The sequence below is a fragment of the Blastopirellula sp. J2-11 genome, from assembly GCF_024584705.1.
GTDB lineage: Bacteria > Planctomycetota > Planctomycetia > Pirellulales > Pirellulaceae > Blastopirellula.
The window spans coordinates 1,233,536-1,253,279 of record NZ_CP097384.1 but is presented as its reverse complement, the minus strand read 5'-3'; the positions used below and the strand labels follow the sequence as shown (position 1 = coordinate 1,253,279).

At 56.4% G+C, this 19,744-nt stretch carries 17 protein-coding genes; 10 read left to right on the top strand and 7 right to left on the bottom strand.

Annotated features, from left to right (window positions below; genetic code table 11):
• Positions 1-35 precede the first annotated feature (35 nt).
• Positions 36-1,304, bottom strand: a complete 1,269-nt coding sequence (locus M4951_RS05250; RefSeq protein ID WP_262025428.1) for a dihydroorotase — start codon at positions 1,302-1,304, stop codon at positions 36-38.
• Between the two features lie 7 nt (positions 1,305-1,311).
• Positions 1,312-2,271, bottom strand: coding sequence for an aspartate carbamoyltransferase catalytic subunit (locus M4951_RS05245; RefSeq protein ID WP_262025427.1), 960 nt, complete (start codon positions 2,269-2,271; stop codon positions 1,312-1,314).
• 158 nt (positions 2,272-2,429) lie between these two features.
• On the opposite strand from M4951_RS05245, the gene M4951_RS05240 reads away from it, so the two are divergent.
• The 8 genes from M4951_RS05240 (at position 2,430) to nagB (ending at position 12,476) form a co-directional block, all read left to right on the top strand.
• Positions 2,430-3,479, top strand: a complete 1,050-nt coding sequence (locus M4951_RS05240; protein ID WP_262025426.1) for a beta-ketoacyl-ACP synthase III — start codon at positions 2,430-2,432, stop codon at positions 3,477-3,479.
• Between the two features lie 627 nt (positions 3,480-4,106).
• Positions 4,107-5,066 (top strand): DUF1559 domain-containing protein, encoded by a 960-nt coding sequence (locus M4951_RS05235; RefSeq protein ID WP_262025425.1) that lies wholly within the window; start codon positions 4,107-4,109, stop codon positions 5,064-5,066.
• A 74-nt stretch (positions 5,067-5,140) separates the two neighbouring features.
• On the top strand, positions 5,141-5,641 hold the full coding sequence (locus M4951_RS05230; RefSeq protein ID WP_262025424.1) for a hypothetical protein: 501 nt from the start codon (positions 5,141-5,143) through the stop codon (positions 5,639-5,641).
• Between the two features lie 370 nt (positions 5,642-6,011).
• On the top strand, positions 6,012-6,653 hold the full coding sequence (locus M4951_RS05225; RefSeq protein ID WP_262025423.1) for a hypothetical protein: 642 nt from the start codon (positions 6,012-6,014) through the stop codon (positions 6,651-6,653).
• Between the two features lie 193 nt (positions 6,654-6,846).
• Positions 6,847-7,512: a hypothetical protein gene (locus M4951_RS05220; RefSeq protein WP_262025422.1), complete on the top strand. Its 666-nt coding sequence runs from the start codon at positions 6,847-6,849 to the stop codon at positions 7,510-7,512.
• 746 nt (positions 7,513-8,258) lie between these two features.
• Positions 8,259-9,686: an adenylosuccinate lyase gene (gene purB, locus M4951_RS05215; RefSeq protein ID WP_262025421.1), complete on the top strand. Its 1,428-nt coding sequence runs from the start codon at positions 8,259-8,261 to the stop codon at positions 9,684-9,686.
• Between the two features lie 94 nt (positions 9,687-9,780).
• Entirely contained in the window at positions 9,781-10,287 is a 507-nt protein-coding gene (locus tag M4951_RS05210) for a hypothetical protein (protein WP_262025420.1), read from the top strand.
• A 287-nt stretch (positions 10,288-10,574) separates the two neighbouring features.
• On the top strand, positions 10,575-12,476 hold the full coding sequence (nagB, locus tag M4951_RS05205) for a glucosamine-6-phosphate deaminase (RefSeq protein WP_262025419.1): 1,902 nt from the start codon (positions 10,575-10,577) through the stop codon (positions 12,474-12,476).
• 142 nt (positions 12,477-12,618) lie between these two features.
• Here the strand turns inward: nagB and M4951_RS05200 are convergent, their stop codons facing one another.
• Together M4951_RS05200 and M4951_RS05195 are read right to left on the bottom strand one after the other, a co-directional pair.
• Positions 12,619-12,999, bottom strand: coding sequence for a hypothetical protein (locus M4951_RS05200; RefSeq protein WP_262025418.1), 381 nt, complete (start codon positions 12,997-12,999; stop codon positions 12,619-12,621).
• A 215-nt stretch (positions 13,000-13,214) separates the two neighbouring features.
• The gene (locus M4951_RS05195) at positions 13,215-13,406 is read right to left on the bottom strand and encodes a Flp family type IVb pilin (protein ID WP_262025417.1); all 192 of its coding nucleotides are present in this window, start codon (positions 13,404-13,406) and stop codon (positions 13,215-13,217) included.
• 246 nt (positions 13,407-13,652) lie between these two features.
• Here M4951_RS05195 and lexA point away from each other — a divergent pair, with 246 nt between their 5' ends.
• Positions 13,653-14,273 carry a transcriptional repressor LexA gene (gene lexA, locus M4951_RS05190; protein WP_262025416.1) on the top strand — a complete coding sequence of 207 codons (621 nt, stop codon included), beginning with the start codon at positions 13,653-13,655 and terminating at the stop codon, positions 14,271-14,273.
• Positions 14,274-14,982: 709 nt separating this feature from the next.
• A complete protein-coding gene (locus M4951_RS05185; RefSeq protein WP_262025415.1) occupies positions 14,983-15,243 on the top strand; it encodes a transposase in 261 nt (86 codons plus the stop codon).
• 155 nt (positions 15,244-15,398) lie between these two features.
• Here the strand turns inward: M4951_RS05185 and M4951_RS05180 are convergent, their stop codons facing one another.
• The 3 genes from M4951_RS05180 to M4951_RS05170 form a co-directional block, all read right to left on the bottom strand.
• Positions 15,399-16,781: a sigma-54-dependent transcriptional regulator gene (locus M4951_RS05180; RefSeq protein ID WP_262025414.1), complete on the bottom strand. Its 1,383-nt coding sequence runs from the start codon at positions 16,779-16,781 to the stop codon at positions 15,399-15,401.
• Positions 16,782-16,785: 4 nt separating this feature from the next.
• On the bottom strand, positions 16,786-18,396 hold the full coding sequence (locus tag M4951_RS05175; protein WP_262025413.1) for a sensor histidine kinase: 1,611 nt from the start codon (positions 18,394-18,396) through the stop codon (positions 16,786-16,788).
• Positions 18,397-18,540: 144 nt separating this feature from the next.
• Positions 18,541-19,710, bottom strand: a complete 1,170-nt coding sequence (locus tag M4951_RS05170; RefSeq protein WP_262025412.1) for an LptF/LptG family permease — start codon at positions 19,708-19,710, stop codon at positions 18,541-18,543.
• Between the last annotated feature and the right edge of the window lie 34 nt (positions 19,711-19,744).

The following is a 19,744-nucleotide window of genomic DNA, read 5'->3' as shown; positions in this document are numbered from 1 at the left end:
TATCGACCCGAACTAATTGGTTTTTCGGGTTCTGCCTACAACTTGACGACGCCGCCAACGATCACGTTGGTCGCTTTGCCGATCAATTTCCAACCATCAAACGGACAGTTAGAGCTGCGAGAAGCGAATTGGGAGGTGTCAACCGTCCACGGCAAATCGGGATCGATAATCGTGACGTCGGCGTCGGCGCCGACCATCAGCGTTCCTTTCGGAACACCCAAAATACGTGCGGGAGTCGTACTCAATTTGTCGATCGCCTGGCTCCAGGTCAAATGTCCCGGCTGCACTAACTTGGTCGCCGTCAGGCCGAGCGTCGTCTCCAGCGAAACCATGCCGAACGGCGCGTCGGTCATCTCATGCATCTTCTTTTGCGACGCGCGGGGAGCGTGCCCGCTGGAGATGACGTCGATCGTCCCGTCCTTCAAGCCAGCGATGCAGGCCGCTACATGATCGGCTGAACGGAGCGGCGGATTGACTTTGCAATTGGGATCAAACTCTCGCAGCGCTTCGTCGGTCAGCGAAAAGTTGCAGGGGTGAATCTCGGCGGTCGTCCGTACGCCGCGCGCTTTGGCGCGACGCAGGATTTCGACGGTTCCGCTCGACGAGACGCTCATCAGATGCAGCCGGCCGCCGGTCGTTTCACACAGGCAGATGTCGCGGGCCGCCATCACGTCTTCGGCGGCGGCCGGAATCGGCGCGAGTCCCAGCACCAGCGAGACCATGCCGTCATGCATGACGCCGTTGTGCGTCAACTCAATCAATTCCGGTCGGTTGAGAACCGGCTTGTCGAACATCTGCGTGTATTCGAGCGCGCGGCGGAGCAGTTCGGGATTGGTGATCGCGCGAGACGCGTCGCTAAAGCCGACGGCGCCTGCTTCGACCAACGTGCCGATTTCGGAGAGTTGCTCTCCTTTTCGTCCACTGCTGGCGCATGCGATGACAAAGACGTTGCACTTATCGGCGCGGGCCGCTTTGTGGCGAACGTATTCGATACTCGCAGGCGAATCGAGCGGAGGTTCGGTGTTGGGAATGCACGCGATCGAAGTGAAACCGCCGGCGATCGCCGCCGCCGCACCGCTGGCGATCGTTTCGTCTTCTTCCCAGCCTGGCTCGCGCAGTTGCACGTGCATGTCGATCAGACCCGGCGCGATGATCTTGCCGGTCACGTCGATCACCAGATCGGCGTACGTCTCTTGGGCGTCGAGGGAAGCGACGATCTCATCCTTCAACAAGACATTGGTCACGCGATCGAGTTGTTGACTCGGATCGATCAGGCGGCCATTTTTCAGCAGGATCGTCGTCATGTTTTCTTTACCGGGGCGCTTTGGTGACCAGATACAACGCGGCCATCCGCACCGCCAACCCGTTGTTCACTTGATGCAGAATGACCGACTGCGAGCCGTCGGCAACTTCCGGCGTCACTTCAACTCCGCGATTGATCGGGCCTGGCGCCATGATCAGGATATCTTCTTTCGCTTGCTCCATCCGTTCGCGATTCATCGCATAGAGCAGTGCGTACTCGCGGACCGACGGAAAGGGGCGCGTGTATTGTCGCTCGAATTGAATCCGCAGCAGGTTCAAGACGTCGCAGCGAGCGACGATGTCATCCAAATCGTGCGAAACTTCGACTCCCAGCTTTTCCCACTGCTTCGAGACGAGCGTCGACGGACCGCAGACAATCACATGAGCGCCCAGCTTCTGCAGGCCCCAGATGTTGGAGCGAGCGGTGCGGCTGTGGGCAATATCGCCGACCAGCGCTACGGTTAACCCGGCGATCGTGCCGCGATGCTGACGAATGGTCAGGATGTCGAGCAACCCTTGCGTCGGATGCTCGTGCGGGCCATCGCCGGCATTGATCACGCAGCAATCAAGATTTTTCGCCAACATTTGCGGTGCGCCCGGCGATCGATGCCGAACCACCATCGCGTCGATTTGCATCGATTCGATCGTTTTGGCGGTATCGAGCAACGTTTCTCCCTTCGAGACGCTGCTGCTGGAAGCCGAGAATTCGATGTTATCGGCCCCCAATCGGCGGGCGGCCAGCGAAAAACTAGTCCGTGTGCGGGTCGAGTCTTCAAAGAAGAGGTTGACCGACGTGACCCCCGCTAATGTCGGTAATCTGTCTTTACAGTCGCGAGTTGCGTCTTTAAAACGCTGAGCGACGTCTAGCGCCGTGGTGATTTCTGCGGCGGAAAGACTCTCGAGGTCGAGTAAGTGGCGCCGTGTCCAAGGGACGGGCGGCGACTCCAATTCCGGGGGAAGTTCGATCATCGTGTCATGTTGGTTGGCTGCCGAGCGATTGCTGGCGTGCGATTTTAGGTGGTATTACGGGCTCCAGCAACCAGACGCACGTAAGTGGAAAATGGATCGAAGCTTGTTATACTGGCAATTCGCGCCAAAAGTTCGCCACCCCCAGGAATTTCCCCTACATGCCGTCGGCTAGCTCGGCTGCCATTGATGGGCAGTCTGTTTCACAACTCTCCGATCGCAGTCCGTTGCGACAGCTGCTGGGCGTGCAGGTTCTCGGCGTCGGCAGCTTCGTGCCGGAGAATATCGTCAAGAACGAAGATCTCTCCTCGCTCGGCTGCGACCCCGACTGGATCATCCAACGCACCGGAATTCGTGAGCGACGGCATGCTCCGCCGACCATGGCGACCAGCGACATGGCGTTGGCGGCCGCCAACGCGGCGATCGAAAACGCCGGAGTCGATCCGCGCGAAATCGATCTGATCGTCGTCGGTACGTTCACGCCCGACATGCCGACCCCTTCGACAGCCTGCATCTTGCAAGATCGGCTGGGGATCCGCTGCGCGGCGATGGATGTCAGCGCCGCTTGTGCTGGTTTTATGTACGCGATGATCACCGCGTCGCAGTTCGTACGCTGTGGAACGAGTCGTCGTGCGTTGGTCGTCGGCGCTGATCTGCTGTCTCGCATCGCCAATCCCGCCGACAAGCGAACCTACCCGCTGTTTGGCGATGGCGCAGGCGCCGTCATATTAGGAGCCGGATCGGAAGAACAAGGATTCCTCTCCTACACGCTTGGCAGCGAAGGGGAAGGAGGCGAATTGCTCTGCGTTCCCGGCGGCGGTTCGGCCGAACGACTGGACGATCAAAGCCTGGCCGCTGGTCGCGGTTTTCTGCACATGGATGGCCGCAGCGTTTTCAAATGGGCGGTCCGCGTGATTACTGACAGTATTCAAGACGTGCTGACGCACGCCCAACTGACGGCCGACGACATCTCGCTGGTGCTGCTGCATCAAGCGAACGTGCGGATCATCGACGCCGCTTGCGAGAACCTGGGCTTCGATCGCGAGAAGGTCGTGATCAATCTCGATCGCTACGGCAACACGTCGGCCGGCAGCGTTCCGCTGGTGCTGGACGAAGCGTATCAAGCCGGCAAGATTCGCCGCGGCGACAACGTTCTGCTCTCCGGCTTTGGCGCCGGGCTCTCTTGGGGCACGGCGATCATGCGCTGGTAGCGGGGTTACCATCGCAAATCTGCTCCCTCGGATGATCAAAGTAGGTTCCGATGGTGATCAAGACCAGCGAATTGAACCCGATCTAGAGCGTTTTCCCCGAAGGCTGTAGCGTCTTCAGCTTCGGCAAGGCAAGCTGGCCAAGGCGACCGAAGCAGGCGAATCCTAAGATTCGTCGATGCAGGTCAACGCAGACCAGCGCTTCGACGCCACATCGTCTTTCGACAAAATCCGGCCAACGCCGAGCCAACTCGCTCGGCGTTTTTGTTGCGCGGCGACAGTCCCTTCGCGACAACGATTTCAATTCAAGCATCATATTTGTCATTCACTTGCAATCGCTGGTGACTCATTTGCATGCATCTCTGCCATACGATTGCGCAGTTGCTATTTCTCCGCAATCTGAGCAAAAAATGTCCACGAGGCGTTATATCCAGACATTTGCATCGGATTCCGACAAAAGACCCCTACCTGAGGACGACCAGACTTCCATTAAACGAGCCATTTTCCCATTATTTGCCGCATGCAGCCATTCTTTGGAATGAATCTTGTTATTAGTCCAGGCAAGTGAATTCGTTTCACTCGCCTGACGATCGCGTTTGCAATCATTCTTTGTCATTATGAGGTCTATCTATGTCTCGATTACGTCTACGTCGTTTGGGGTTCACCCTCGTTGAACTGTTGGTTGTTATCGCCATCATCGGCGTGCTGATTGCGTTACTGTTACCCGCGGTGCAGCAAGCTCGGGAAGCGGCGCGTCGTTCGTCGTGCCAAAACAACATGAAACAACTCGCGCTGGCGTGCCACATGTACCACGACACCTACCTGATGCTGCCCTACGGCGAAGCCCAGTACATTACCTGGAAGATTTCGATTCTACCGTTCATTGAGCAAAGCAATCTGTCGGACCAATTCGACTACACCGTCAGCTTTAAAAGCAATGAAGACACGGTGAACTCCAATCTTCTGTCGCATGTCAATATCTCGGCGTTCAACTGCCCTTCTTATTCCAAAAATCCCACTGATCAAAATTACTGGGGAAACAACAATAAGAATCATCAATTCCATAGTTATGTCGGAATCAACGGCGCGCTAAATGAAAGCAACACCGATAAGCACGCTGACTGGGGCGAATGCTTTTCGTGGTACGGCTGGAAATGTAACAACGGGGCGTTCGGATACAACGAGAAGCTCGGTTTTAATTCGCTGACCGACGGGACCTCGAACACGCTGCTGCTCGGTGAACACTCAGGACGCGATCTGACGGTCGTTGGCAACGGAGCCGACATTACCTACGGCGACTGGGGCGGTTGGGCCGGATCCGGCAATACCGGCGATATGTTTGCTCAAACCGAACATTCAGGCGGCGGCATCCTACCGATCCAAGACGGTCCCAACGCCAACTGCAACGGCCGCTCCGGCTTCAATTGCGACGCGTCGTATCTCTCGTCGGTGATGGTCAACTCTGAACATCCAGGCGGCGCCCAATTCGCCATGTCGGACGGCTCGGTTCGCTTCGTTCCCGAAACAGTCGACGTCACCAGCTTCCGTCGCATGGCGATGCGCGGCGATGGCCAAATCATCAACCAGTAGTAACTTCGTCGATCCTCCCAACTCTACGACGTTCCACCCTTGGCGTCACATCCAACTGAAAGTTCGCATTTACCATGATTTCGTCTTTTCGCATCCGTGCGACCATTCATTTACCGCTGCTGTTCGCAGCCAGCATGCTGATCGGCTGCAACACGTCGAGCACTGGTTTAGAAAAAGCCCAAGTTCGCGGCAACGTAACTCTCGATGGTCAACCATTATCCAACGTCTCCATTCGATTTTTTAGTAGCGAAGGCAGCGGTGGAGGCTTCCCCCTCTCAGCCGATGGCTCTTTTCAATCGAACCAGCCGATCAAACTTGGCGTTTATTCGATCGCTTTGGTTTCGCTGTCGACGCCCCCGGGAGCAGCGCCCCCTAGCGAAGGCCTCTTAGGCAAAGTGCCGCTTCATTTTTGGTCTGTCCGTAGCAGCGAGTTGCAAGCCGAGGTAACCGCTGACGGCGCCAACACGTTTCAGTTCAACCTGTCGAGCAAAGAACGTCCCCCTACCGGATTTCGCCCGCCCAGAACCAACGCACGCGGTGCAGGACCGGTCCTACCAGAACCTCCTGCGTCATAACGGCAATTCCTTCCCGCCACTTTCTCTTCGAAACGCCGAGCCTGACCGCTCGGCGTTTTTTTTGTCCACCGTCCCCCGTTCCGCGCCATTCGCATCGAGGCGTGACCGAGGCGTGACTCTGTCTCGCTCTGAGATTTCTGTTGTCACCTTGATATCATTTGCCTCCGGCGCGCCCCTCGATTTTGCCCAGCCTGAGTCTTCTGAAAATCTTTCAAACTCGGCAAGTCATTGCAAACAAACGACTTGTGAAAGATCGCCCGCCAAGGTGGCGTCTTCTGGCGCCAGCGATGCCATTACCTTTCTCCGACGCCGGCCGGCAATGTTGCTGGTCGTAAAACTTCGGGACAAAAATGCTGGGGGAACTTTTACTATGAATCGCCAAATCGCCTTTTTTTCGCTTGCCGTCGCTATCCTGTTCGCCGCTCCGCAATGGGCCAACGCAGGCTACTGGCAATACCAGGATCGCTTAGCGAGTGACGCTTACTATCTGCATCAAGCGACCCATCGCTTGCACAATTTGATTCATCATCGCACCGGCTTCTCGCACCTGGATGACGAAGCGCTCAACCTGGATGAAGCGGCTGAACATTTTGCCGAAACCGCGCGCCACGGCGGTTCGCTGTCGCATCTGCGACTTGATTTCAAAGTAGCGAGCCGCGAGCTGCAGCATGTACAGTCATTGATTACCTATACCTATCGTGTCCGCCATGATTGGGCCGTGCAGCAAGCCTGGGCCGATGTCGAACGCGCCTTTGACCGGGTCTACTACGACCTGTATTCCAACCATTGCCGTTACGTAACTTACCCTTGCCAGATCGGCGGCGGCGTCCATGACCATGGTCACCATCACCACGGCAATGATGGCCCCTTCCACAGCAATGCCGGTCCCTTTCACGGCCAGCAGATCAGCGGATCCATCAAGATTGGACGAGTCACCATTCAAACCAAAAAGGTCTTTGCAAACCCCAGCCCGGCCTGGAACAACCGTTTCAACAAGGGCTTTAACCGATAGTCGCCGTGCGACACGTGTAAACCTTGAGCCGACCTCCTCCCCGGTGCGTCGGCTTTTTTTGTTGCTCCATTTCCAACAGCGCCTCTAGAATCAAACGTAGGGCAGGCCGTGCCTGCCGAATGCGCTGCGTAGGCTACTGGCAGGCACGGCCTGCCCTACGGCTTAATTGCACTTTTCTAGTGAGAGGAAACCGATGAAAACCGCATCCCTTTCGCTGCTGCTCGCCGCTCTGCTGACCAGTTCGGTTGCGGCGCAAAATCAATTCATGAATCAACATCGCATCACGCCCGATGCGACCAAGCTGGAACATGCGGCGGCACGACTCGGCGCCGAACTGACCTCGGCCAATCAGCCGCAACTCGCGTCGGCCGCCAACGCGTTGAAGTCGCTTTGCGAGCGCTATCGCCAAAACGCCGCTCGCCAAGCCAACTACTACTATCTGCAGCGCGAGTTCAGCAGCGTTTCGGTCGCCTACCAAGAACTTGAGCGGTTTCTTGACAGCACCATTCCGGAGCCGCGTTCCTATGTCATTCGGACCGCCTGGCAAGATCTGCAAAAGTCCTATGACCAGCTTTATTTTGACTTGTTCGGCTACGACGCGATCGATCCCTACTTTGGCCAGCATGCCGACTTCGCCGCGACGCCCCCGATGACCTACTATCAGCCGTCGATTCGGCGGCGCAGCTACTACTACTCAGCACCGTTGATCTACGACTATTCAGAACGGGAAACGACCCGCATCACGCCGGCGATCATCCCGATGCGATCTCCAACACCGCTGCAGGCTCCGACCGTTCGCCCCCAACCGCGACAGGAATCATACGACCTGGATCCATCGACTTCGGCGCTCGATCTGTAAAATGGGGGGGGAGGAAATGCCGAAGGTCTAAGTCCTAATGTCGAAGCCGTGAAGCATGGATTGGGTTTGCATCGGAACGTTGGACAGGACAGGACCGCAGTTTTTTCGTGCCGAAACATGGGACAGGACAGGACCGCAGTTTTTTTCGTGCCGAAACATGGGACAGGACAAGACCGCAGTTTTTTCGTGCCGAAACATGGGACAGGACAGGACCGCAGTTTTTTCGTGCCGAAACATGGGACAGGACAGGACCGCAGTTTTTTCGTACCGAAACATGGGACAGGACAGGACCGCAGTTTTTTCGTACCGAAACATGGGACAGGACAGGACCGCAGTTTTTTCGTGTCGAAACATGGGACAGGACCACGTTTCTTCGTCTCGGAAGTCCAACGATCCAACTGGATTGTTGCGCAACAGGACTCCCAAACGGAAGGTGCGCACCCAGAGCGGCCACGTCGGTCTGTCGCAGACGCGTGGGTAACTTTGAGCAACGCAGATGCTGCGCTGCTCCGCCCGCAGTGGGATCTATTTTTCTGTAATCGACCCGAACTGCGTGCGCTCTGTCAAGCGACAATCTTAGGCATGACTTCTGGGATCCTCCTCTGGCCTTCCTCTGTGACCTGGCCGCGTACGCTTCTTCCTCCGGCGAATTTGACTCATCCACCCCGGGCACTGACCAAACCGAGCATTTCTGGCTAAAATACAGGTTTTCCCGCCCTGTTTCGCTTTACGCTGTGGAAACGCCGATGTCGCACGACCATTACGAAAACCCGCTGATTTCTCGCTACGCCTCGCAAGAGATGAGCCAAATCTGGGGCGCCCAGCGTAAGTTCAGCACTTGGCGCAAACTGTGGATCGCATTGGCCGAAGCGGAGCAAGAGCTGGGTCTGCCGATCAGCGACGCCCAGATCGCCGAGTTGAAGCAGCACATCGACAATATCGACTTCGCCAACGCCGCGAAGCACGAAAAGGCGCTGCGTCACGACGTCATGGCCCACGTTCATGCTTATGGCGATCTTTGCCCGCAGGCCAAGGGGATCATTCACCTGGGCGCGACCAGTTGCTATGTGACCGACAACGCCGACCTGATTTTGCTCCGCGACTCGCTCCATTTGGTCGAAAAGCGTCTGGCCGCGGTCATTTTGAAGTTGGCCGATTTCTCCAAACAGCATCGCGCCCTCCCCTGTCTCGGCTTCACCCACTTGCAGCCGGCTCAACCAACCACCATCGGCCGCCGCGCCTGTTTGTGGAACTATGACCTGGTGATGGATCTGCAAGAGCTAGAGCATCGCCTGCAAATGCTCAAAGCTCGCAGCACCAAAGGCACCACCGGCACCCAGGCCAGCTTCCTGACGCTGTTTGACGGCGATCACGAAAAGGTGCGTCTGCTAGAACAACGCGTCGCCGAGAAGATGGGTTTCGACGCCACCTACGCCGTCACGGGGCAAACCTACTCGCGCAAGATCGACTCCCAAGTGCTGGACGCACTGAGCGGCATCGCTCAATCAACCCACAAGATCGCGACCGACCTGCGCATTCTGTCGCATCGCAAGGAAGTGGAAGAGCCGTTTGAAGAAAAGCAAATCGGCTCGTCGGCGATGCCTTATAAGCGAAACCCGATGCGGAGCGAACGGATCTGCGCTTTGGCCCGCTTTGTGATGAGCCTGCAATCGAGCGGCGCCAACACGTTGGCGACGCAATGGATGGAACGCACCTTGGACGATAGCGCCAATCGCCGTCTGACGTTGCCGCAATCCTTTTTGGCGATCGACGCGATCTTGATCATCTTGGAGAACGTCGCCAGCGGCATGGTCGTCTATCCGGCGATGGTCGCCAAACACCTCAACGAAGAGCTCCCGTTCATGGCGACCGAAAACATCTTGATGGCGGCCGTTTCCGCCGGCGGAGATCGCCAAGAGCTGCACGAAAAAATCCGCGAGCACTCCATCGCCGCCGGTATGGTCGTCAAGATGGAAGGCAAACCGAACGACTTGCTCGATCGGTTGCAAGCCGATCAGGCGTTTCCTGAAATCGACATGGAAAAAGTGCTCGAGCCCTCGCAATACGTCGGCCGCTCGCCGGAACAAGTCGATGAGTTTCTGGACAACATCATCGCGCCAATCCGACATCGGTATGAGTTTCGGTTGGCGAAAGCGGAGGAGTTGCGGGTTTAGAAGAAAAGCGGGAAGCGGGAGGGAGAGTTTTAAAGAGTGTGGGCGATTGTTTTTGGCCTGCTTCTTTCCGAAACGAATGGAACCGCAACTCACGATGAGCCTAAAAATCTCACTCTTACTCGTCGCGATGCTATTCGCTTTGACTCTGGGGATCACCTCCTATTTGCGGCAACCACGCTCGTCGTTACCGCCCACAATAAGGAGGGCGATCGGCATTGATCCTCTCGATCCGGCATCGCCGCGATACTCCATTCATGTTTTTTGCGACGACCGTCGTCCCGTCGTCGCTTATTTTCTTCGAATACCGGCGAACTCCCAGAGCCTGAATAGCAACGCTGCCTATGCGATCGTCAAGGACGAAGTCGACGCACGAATGACCAATCTCGCTAGTTGGAGAGGAGATGTCGCCTTGTATGCAGGCGAGACTGTCGGCGACAAGCAACCGATTTTTATTAGCTCGGACGAGTTTCATGAACTGTTCGCCCCTCGTTACGGGATCTGGGGTAATAAGCTCCCGTTTAAAAGGCTCGACGAAATCTGGACCAAGCACGTCGCGCCGCAGTTAGAATCGATGGCGCCTGACGATGACGACGATCGGTAGCACGTACCCAGCGACAGTCAGCTTGCGATTTCCGATTTGTGCCGCTGCCGGTTGCTCCCCTCTCCATCTCCCCCGACAATGGCCCGATCGCCGCGCGGAAATTGACATTTCTGTAAATTGCGGCGATTTGCAGCGGTTTTTCCCTTCGCCAAATGCCCGTTTTCTCGGCAAAAAAGCGGCTCGGCACAGAGACGCGTGTCCGGCGCAAAGGCGAGACTGGAGCCATTAATTCCTACCATGCATACTCAATGGTTCGGTAACTGCTCGATGCCCTGACCTGGAATTCAATGATTCAAAACATGACCAACAGCGCCTCGTTGCCGACCGCGGCCCCCGTCCGCGGCGTGCGCATCCCCACTTTCACTTTTCCTACCAGCGAAGAACTTGCTCGACACGTCGCCCGGATTGTGGCCAGCGTGATTCGTGAGCGCAATTCGTATGGTCAAACGGCGGTGCTTGGCCTGCCGACCGGATCGACGCCGACCGGCGTTTATCGCGAACTGGTTCGCATGCACCAAGAGGAAGGACTCGATCTGTCGAACGTCATCACGTTCAACCTGGACGAGTATTACGGCATCTCGCCCGATCAGTTGCAAAGCTATCACCGCACGATGCACGAGACCTTCTTCAACCATGTGAACGTGCCGGCCGAGAATATCCATATTCCCGACGGCAACGTGCCGCACGCCGAGATCGAAGACTACTGTCGCCAGTACGAACGCGAGATCGAAGCGTCCGGCGGCATCGACCTGATGCTGCTGGGCATCGGCGGCAACGGACACATCGGCTTTAACGAGCCGTTCTCGATCCGCAACAGCCGCACGCGACTATGCACGCTCGATCCGGTTACCCGCAAGTCGGCCGCCAGTGATTTCTTCCAGGAAGAAAACGTCCCGACCAGCGCGGTCACCATGGGGATCGCGACAATCATGGACGCGCGGCGGATTTTGCTGCTGGCGCTGGGGGAAGGAAAATCGAACGTCATTCGCGAGACGGTCGAAGCGACTCCGTCAGACCGGATTCCGGCCAGCTTTTTGCAAGATCATCCTGACGCGCAGGTTTTGATTGACGAAGCGGCCGCCAGCAAGCTGACCGACATCCAAACTCCCTGGGCGCTGGGGAGCGTGGAGTGGGATGAATCGCTGATCAAGAAAGCGGTCATCTGGCTCTGCCAACAAACCGGCAAGGCGCTGCTGAAGCTGGACGACGATGACTTTCGCAAATTCAATCTGCATCAGTTGCTGCGGCATCATGGCCCAGCCGGTCCGCTTGCGCATCGCGTCTTCAAGTGGATGCAAGAGACGATCGAATATCACCCTGCCGGCAAAGAACGCAAAAAGACGATCTGCTTCAGCCCCCATCCCGACGATGACGTCATCAGCATGGGCGGCACGCTGATTCGTTTGATCCAAGATGGTCACGAAGTCCATATCGCCTACATGACCAGCGGCAACATCGCCGTCTTCGATCATGACGCGCAGCGTTACGCCGATTTTGTCAGCGAATACAACCGCATGTTCGGCGTCGACGGCGAGCGTTCGCTGCAAGTCGAGCAGGAAGTCGCCGGTTCGCTCACCTCCAAAAAGCCAGGCGAGCCTGACATCGAAGCGGTGATGAACATCAAGGGACTCATCCGCCGCAGCGAAGCGAAGGCCGGCGCCTTGAAGGTTGGCTGTCAGGAAGAGAACCTGCACTTCCTCGACCTGCCGTTCTATCAAACCGGCACGGTCTCGAAGAACCCGCTGGGGCAAATCGACATCGACATCATTTACGACCTGTTGATGAAAGAACAGCCTGACCAGGTTTACATCGCCGGCGACCTGTCGGATCCGCATGGAACGCACCGCGTTTGCGCGATGGCGATCTTCCGCGCGATGAAGCGGATCGAAGCCGAGACCGGCTCACGACCTGACGCGCTGCTGTATCGCGGCGCCTGGCAAGAGTACCCGCTGCACGAGATCGAAATCGCGGTGCCGCTGAGCCCCGGCGACATCACGCTAAAGCGTCAAGCGATCTTCATGCACGAAAGCCAAAAAGACCGCGCGCTCTTCCCCGGCAGCGACCCCCGCGAATTTTGGCAACGCGCCGAAGATCGCAACAAAGGAACCGCTGACAACTACAACCAAATCGGCCTGCCGGAGTATTACGCGATCGAAGCGTTTGTGCGGTGGAATGGGGTGCCGTTGTAAGAAAAGCGGAGAGCGGAAGAAGAAAATTACCGCTCCGCCAATAACCCAAAATAAAAAGCCGCGGTCGGTTGACTGCGGCTTTTTTTGTGCTTGAGGAAACCCGCTATAGAACGTAGCGTCGTCTCAAACAAATCCACGAAACCTACTTCACTTCAAACTCAAACTTGGTCGTCTTCGGCTCGGATTGATTGTTAGGAAAAACTGCCGTGATGGTTGCGGTGACTTTTCCCTTGCCGGTCGGCTTCAGGTCGTATTGCTTGATTTGCATTCCCAACAGCGGATTGTCACCAGAGACTTTTTTCACGAAGTAGATCATGTCAACTTCGGCCGGGCCTTTGACTTCTATCTTGATCCGCGATCCGGAAATCCCTTCGCCGGTCAGCCGCACATAGTCGGTTTCGCTGACGGAGAACGGCTTGTCATCAGCCGGAACAACAACGTAGCGCTCTTTGCTATTTTGCGCAACCGCGACGCCGCTTAGAAGACTGACCAAGACAAGTGCGGAAAGCAGGGACTTTAACATGGCGAAACTCCAATCGATGGTGGGTGAGGTCAAATGGCGGACCGCCGCGAGCGCCGACATTCCAGAAATGTAGCACGGGGGAAGGACGATCCTGCGAATGGCGCCCGTTTCACCTTGATTTTACCAGTCGCACAATCGATAAAACCCCACAAAAAAACCGCCGTCCCCAGGGACCGCGGTAGGTTCATCGCAGTGGTGGTAAGCGAGCAAGTGATTTATGGAGTGGTGATCGAAGAGGGAAAAGTTCGCGTGAACTCATCGGTCGCGTGCTGATAGCCGGCTCCGACTTGCGTTCCCATATAGCCGATCGCCGTCAGGCAAACGACCAAGATGACCGCGAGCATCACCGCGTATTCCACCGCGGTTGGCCCATCCTCGGACAACAAAAAGTGAATCAAGTGAGTCATGACTCGGTTCCCGGATAAGTAGGATCCTGAATTGGACGTGTCCCAGGAACCACCAGGATCTTTCAATGAAAAAAGGTTGGTTGTATTGGAAACGTAGCTCATGATCTCTTGGCTGGCAAAAAATAGAGGGGAATTCAGTTACCCCCCTGGACAGCACTCGGTGTACAAATGCTATTGCGGTATGTACAGCCGTATATTAAGCTGAAAATAGGAAAAGCGAAGTCACCCCCACCGGAGATCGGCTTTATGGCCTCCTCTACCGCCGTCAGCGCACTTGATCAACTTACCCAACGCCAGCGTGACGTATTCGGATTCATCCGCGAGAAAATCGTCTCTCGAGGGTACGGTCCAACCGTTCGCGAAATCGGCGAACAGTTTGAAATCAGTTCGCCCAACGGGGTGATGTGCCATCTGAAGGCGCTCGAGAAGAAGGGGCTGATCTCGCGCGAGCCCAATATGTCGCGGGCGATTCAATTGACTTGCGACGAAGCGGACGAAGTTGGCTTGCCGCTGGTCGGTCAGATCGCCGCCGGCGTCTTGCACGAAGCGATTGAGCAAAAAGAGCTGATCGATTTCCGCGATATGTTCGCCCGGCACGATCAATTTGTGCTGGCCGTCAAAGGAGATTCGATGATCGAAGCGCACATCGAAGATGGCGACTACGTCGTCGTCCGAAAACAGGAGAGCGCCTCGATGGGTCAGATTGTCGTCGCCGAAACCGACGACGGCGAAGCGACCCTCAAATATTGGTTTCCCGAGAAAAACCGGATTCGCCTCCAACCGGCCAATTCGTCGATGGAACCGATCTACGTGAAAAACGCCAAGGTCCGCGGCGTGGTGGTCGGCGTGGTTAGAAAGATGGCGTAACTCGCCTTTTTTCTTCTGCCCTGGAAGGGCGACCCAACCTAGAGCGGTTTCCTGCTAGCTGACCCATTTTGATTTTCCAACGATTGAAAGTGTAGACGGTGCTGCGCGGCACGTATCGACATCAACCGCACGGCGTTAGCCGCGGTTTTTGTCTCCAATTTTCCGTCGACAAAGAGTTCCTATCAGAAACCGCGGCTAACGCCGTGCGGCTGATTTTGGGGGAGAAGCTAGACGACAGGGGACTCTTTGTTCAGCTTGCTGAAAAGCGCTCTAGCCCAGGGCGAAGCCCTGGGTTTCAAGCGAACAAAGAATTGGAAAGCCCCGGAGGGGCGAACTAAAAATGCTTGCTCACTTGGATTGAGGGCCACCCTGCCGCAATCTTACGCCCGCCTCTGGTGTCATTTGGTTTTCTTCACCAAACGACGTGAACCATTGCTTCGTGATCCCGAGGTTCGCGTTTTGAGGTTGCGCTATTTGGCAATTCAGAAAGTGTTGAACCCGGAAGCAGAACGGTAAGACAGGGTCAGAATCAACCGAAAATCGTCACACCAGCCCGCCAGCGCCAGCGAGGGAATAGGGTTGGCGATCCTAACACGGTTTGAAGTGGCGAGCCGCATTCCCTCGCTGGCGCTGGCGGGCTAGTGTTCAATCGGTTCGAAAAAGCGCAACTTCAAAACGTTCGCGCTAGGCTTCATGCGTATTTGGCGACGTGCCTAAAAAAACGCCCAATCCGAGCCGCTCATTGTGGGCGACGTCGACTTGGCTAAAGACGCAAGACGAACCATCTCAAACGTTCTTTTGGCAGACCGGCTACGGCATGTTTTCTGTCAGCGAATCGAAAGTTCCGGACGTCACCGCCTACATTCAGAACCAGGCAGAGCACCACCAGCGGTTGGATTTCAAGTCCGAGTTTCGTCTGCTTTGCCAACGCCATGGGATTGAATTGGACGAACAGCACGCGTGGGATTAGGTCGCCCCGCTGGGGCTTTTCGACTATTCGTACGTATTTTCCCAGGGCTTCGCCCTGGGCTAGGTTGGGACGCCCTTCCAGGGCTGAAAACCTAAAAACCGCACGCGACTAGCATCGCATGCGGCTTCATTTCTTAACGAACTGCATCAATCTCTTCAGGCCGATTTGTCCATGCTCGACGCCTGATTTAGTTTGTTGTAGAGCGTCTTCAGACTCACGCCCAGTTCTTCGGCGGCTTGCGGTTTGTTGCCTTCGTGCCGTTCGAGCGCCTCGTAGATTGCCTGCATTTCTAGTTCGCGAAGCGACAACGGGCCGATCGCTTTGAGGATCGGCTTTCCGCCGATATTGTTGTTCGCGGTCGATTCGGTGCTCATCAGGCCAAAACGGCGCGGCAAATGATCGGGCTCAATCGGCGGTTCTTCACACAAAATCGTCGCGTGCTCAACGACGTTCGCCAGTTCGCGAACATTGCCGGGCCAGTCATGCGACTTGAGCGAACGAATCGCATCGGACGAAAAAATGGTTTGCGTTAGCGGTACGTTGGGCCAGAAACGGCGACACAGATGTTCGGCCAATTCTGGAATATCTTCGGTCCGCTGACGGAGCGGCGGCAGATGAATCTCGAATGTATTGATGCGGAACATCAAGTCTTCGCGAAAATCTCCTTCCGCGACCATCAGTTCGACGTCGCGATGGGTTGCGCAAACGATCCGAACATCGACTTTCATCGAGTCGTTATCGCCGACGCGGCGAATCTCGCCGGTCTCCAGCACTCGCAACAGTTTCGCTTGCAGCGACTTCGGCAGTTCGCCGATTTCGTCCAAGAACAACGTGCCGCCGTTGGCGACTTCAAACAGGCCGATGCGCGTATCTTCGGCGCCGGTGAACGAGCCTTTACGATGGCCGAACAGTTCGCTTTCGATCAAGTTTTCTGGCAATGCGCCGCAGTTGACGGCGACAAACGGCATCTCGATGCGATGGCTTTGGTCGTGCAGCGCTCGGGCGACCAGTTCTTTACCGGTTCCTGTTTCGCCGCGGATCAGCACGGTCGAATTGGATGGCGCTACTTTCGAGATCAAGCGGCCAACCTGCTTCATGCTGGGAGAATCGCCGATCAGGTTGGACTTCCCCTCCAGCTTTTCGAGTCGGCTTTTCACCGCGCGATACTTGCGGGTCAGCTCTCGTTTTTCGGCGACGCGATCGAGCAAAGCTTGCAGTTCGACCAGGCGACACGGTTTGGTCAGATAGTCAAACGCGCCGTAACGGAGCGCTGAGATCGCTGACTCGGTCGATGATTTGCCGGTCAACACGATCGCTTCGGTCTCCGGCGAAAACTCTTTCGCTTTGCCGATCACCTGAATTCCGTTGAGGCCCGGCATGTCGAGGTCGACCAAGATGCAGTCATAGGTGTTGCGTTCGAGCGCAGCGACTGCAGTCAGTCCATCGGGGCAAACCGTCACCTCGTGTCCCAAACGGGGCAGCTCGAGACTCATTAGTTTTTGCAACGACTTTTCGTCGTCGGCGAAGAGGATCTTCAACCGACTAGGCGGCTTGGTAACGATGATGCTGCTCCTTCCCTGGAGTGCTAGCGGGCAATGTAATCCGAAATTCCGACCCGCACCCCGGTCCTTCGCTGTGCGCGTCGATCTGCCCGCCGTGATCTGCAATGATGCGATACGTGATGGATAAGCCGAGCCCTGTCCCCTGTCCGTTACGGCGGCGGGTGAAGAAGGGTTCAAACAAGTGTTTCTTGACTTCTTCGGTCATGCCGCAACCGTTGTCGCGGACGACCACCGTAATTTGATCGTCGTCGAGGGCGACCAGTTCAACGATCACCTCTCCGCCGAGGTCCAAACTATCCAGCGAATTGGTGATCAAGTTCAACATGACTTGTTTCATCTCTTGCGGATTGACCGGCGCGATCGCGGCGTCGCGTGCGTGGAAGTGAACCTTCTTCTCGCGATATTTGCCGAGATGGCTGACCATGTCGATGACGTTGCGCACAAGCTCGCTCAGATCGGTGTCTACTTTTTCGACATCCCCCAGACGCGAATAGTCGAGCAACCGTTCGGTGATTTCTTTGCAGCGGAACGCTTCGTCCTGGATCATGCCCAGATAATTGCGGAGCAGTTCGACGTCGGTGACATTGCAGACCCCTTCGTCGCCGCCATCGACCGGCAGCGACTCGGCCAACCGACTTTGCAGCGACTCGGCGCAAAAAGCGATCGACGCGAGCGGGTTGTTGATCTCATGCGCAACGCCGGCCGCCAAAAAACCGACGCTGGCGAGCTGTTCGCTCCGCACGACTTGCTTGGTTCGCTCTTGAACTTGTCCATCCAGGTTACGGCGGATCTCTTCAAATCGCTGCGTCATCGCGTTCATCGCATCGGCCAAAACGCTCATCTCGTCATGCGTGTTGAGATGAATCCGATGCGAAAAATTGCCGCCTGCGACCAATCGCGAACCTTGCATCAAGACGCGTAGCGGTTGAAAAATCCAAACCCAACAGAGCCACATAAAAATCGCCAGAAACGTTCCCCCGGCGCCGGCGGCGCACAGTGAGATGACAATCCAAGTGCGATACTGCGTCTGGGCTTCATCCTTCAGGCGCTGCATACGTTGGATGAGATAGCTGGGCAATTCCATCGCCAGCGTGTGCAGGCCGTCGAGATCCCGCTTTAATTCGCTTTTATTGACCAGGCCAAGCAGCCAATCTTCGTCGGTATTGTTGGCTTGAATTTTGGCGATCAGCTCGTCGATCTTACGAATCGTCTCTCGTTCGTAAGAATAGTCGCTCATGTCGTTGGCGAGCGCGTCGTTTGATTCCAATTGCTGCTTGTAGCCTTGCAACGATCGTTCGACGTTCATGATACGAGCGGCGAATTCTTCGCGCTGCAACGTCGGATCAAAGGTTTGCGGAAAAGCGTCGTGGTCGGTTTCGCGCGATTGCCCCAGCGTGTGCCGCAGATCGGTCACTGCTAAGCTGAAGTCGATCGCCAAGGGAAGCTCGTTGGCGCGCACGCTGACGCTGCGAGCCAAGCCGCGATAGCTGTAGCTGCACCATACGGCGGTCGCCGCCATGCCGAACACGATCGTGCTCAACAATATGGCTCCAACCAGCATCTTTTCCCGAATCGGGCGTCGGGTAAGCACAAGCGACCTCCTTGTCGCAATGGATCGCCTGGCGGCGACAAGACATCCTTTGTCTCGCCTTGGGCGGGCAATCGCCTGGAGAGTGTAGCAAGCTTCGCCTTGCCGATTCAAGGCGAACCCAACAAGACATTCGCCAAACTTTCGCTAATAACGCCAAACCATGCGCAGATAGTAAAGACTGACCAAGAGCAGCGCCACGTTCCCAATCCAGACGGCTTGCGGCGGCAATGCGCCATCTTTCGCCCGATCGACCGCGAATGCTAGCAGCGGATAAAAGACGAGCAGCACCGGCAAAAAGGCCATGAAAAAACTGGTCACAAAATCAGGATTTCGCTGCTTGATCGCCAGCGGCACTCCCAGCAATACGAAAAACAGACAGCTGAATCCATTCGCCCAACGCCGCCAAGGTTCGGTCCGCAGACGATTGATCTGCGAGTTAATGTAGGAAATGTCAATCGGCGGGCTGCGCTGCGCAGCGTCGAGCGTCGCGACTTGCGAGAACGCGCTCCAGGCCAAATCGGCTTCTTCTTGAACCTGCACGATCTGGCGTTCTTCACGCAGTACTTGGGGAATTCGGGCCGACGAGATCTTGGAAGGGCTGCGATGTTCGATCGATAATTCGTCGCTCAGCGAGACGACATGATCCATGCGGCCAGGATGCTCAAAGACCCCTTGTCGCGAGCCGTCGCTCTCGATGCGGCTATCAATCAGCGAGATGATCAGCTGATGGTTTTCGTCACTGTGCAGTTCGGCTTCCGCAGCGCTGATCAACAGTTGGGGCGAAGTGGGAGTCGCGGCGGCGACAATTTGCGGACGCATCAGACGGCGTCCGTCGACTTCACGCACCAGGATCGAGAGCTTGTCGCTACTGAATGATTTGTGGGTCCGCAGCATTCCGTAGGCGATTTCCTCGAACGATTGCACCAGCACGCGGCGCACTCCCTGACTTCCCCACGAGACGCCGATATCGTTGAGCCACACGCAGGCGATCGATAGCACCAGCGCGATCGCGTAACCGGGCCACAGAGCTGCTAGCGGAGAGACGCCAGCAGCTTTGAGCGCGGCAAGTTCGTTGCCGGAAGCGAGACGTCCGTAAACGCTGCAAGAGGCGAACAGGATCGTGCCGGGAATCGAAAACCGCAGCGCGTCCGGAATCATGTAAGGGATAATGCGCGCAATCGGCCCTGGTCCCAAACCTTCGCGCAGCGCTTGCTGGACGACGCCGACCAGAACGATCAGCAGCGTTAGTGCGCCGAGCGCAAGAAAGAAGATCTTGAGGATCTCCCACAGGATGTAGCGGGTAATAATTCGCATCAGGGGTCGCGAAGAATGCGGCGAAAGCGAATGG

Excerpts from the sequence above, each read along its gene's own strand:
- M4951_RS05200 (WP_262025418.1), bottom strand. The coding sequence starts at position 12,999 with ATGTTAAAGTCCCTGCTTTCCGCACTTGTCTTGGTCAGTCTTCTAAGC.
- M4951_RS05235 (WP_262025425.1), top strand. The coding sequence starts at position 4,107 with ATGTCTCGATTACGTCTACGTCGTTTGGGGTTCACCCTCGTTGAACTG.
- nagB (WP_262025419.1), top strand. The coding sequence starts at position 10,575 with ATGATTCAAAACATGACCAACAGCGCCTCGTTGCCGACCGCGGCCCCC.
- M4951_RS05195 (WP_262025417.1), bottom strand. The coding sequence starts at position 13,406 with ATGACTCACTTGATTCACTTTTTGTTGTCCGAGGATGGGCCAACCGCG.
- M4951_RS05170 (WP_262025412.1), bottom strand. The coding sequence starts at position 19,710 with ATGCGAATTATTACCCGCTACATCCTGTGGGAGATCCTCAAGATCTTC.
- M4951_RS05230 (WP_262025424.1), top strand. The coding sequence starts at position 5,141 with ATGATTTCGTCTTTTCGCATCCGTGCGACCATTCATTTACCGCTGCTG.
- lexA (WP_262025416.1), top strand. The coding sequence starts at position 13,653 with ATGGCCTCCTCTACCGCCGTCAGCGCACTTGATCAACTTACCCAACGC.
- M4951_RS05250 (WP_262025428.1), bottom strand. The coding sequence starts at position 1,304 with ATGACGACGATCCTGCTGAAAAATGGCCGCCTGATCGATCCGAGTCAA.
- M4951_RS05225 (WP_262025423.1), top strand. The coding sequence starts at position 6,012 with ATGAATCGCCAAATCGCCTTTTTTTCGCTTGCCGTCGCTATCCTGTTC.
- M4951_RS05220 (WP_262025422.1), top strand. The coding sequence starts at position 6,847 with ATGAAAACCGCATCCCTTTCGCTGCTGCTCGCCGCTCTGCTGACCAGT.
- M4951_RS05245 (WP_262025427.1), bottom strand. The coding sequence starts at position 2,271 with ATGATCGAACTTCCCCCGGAATTGGAGTCGCCGCCCGTCCCTTGGACA.
- M4951_RS05240 (WP_262025426.1), top strand. The coding sequence starts at position 2,430 with ATGCCGTCGGCTAGCTCGGCTGCCATTGATGGGCAGTCTGTTTCACAA.
- M4951_RS05210 (WP_262025420.1), top strand. The coding sequence starts at position 9,781 with ATGAGCCTAAAAATCTCACTCTTACTCGTCGCGATGCTATTCGCTTTG.
- purB (WP_262025421.1), top strand. The coding sequence starts at position 8,259 with ATGTCGCACGACCATTACGAAAACCCGCTGATTTCTCGCTACGCCTCG.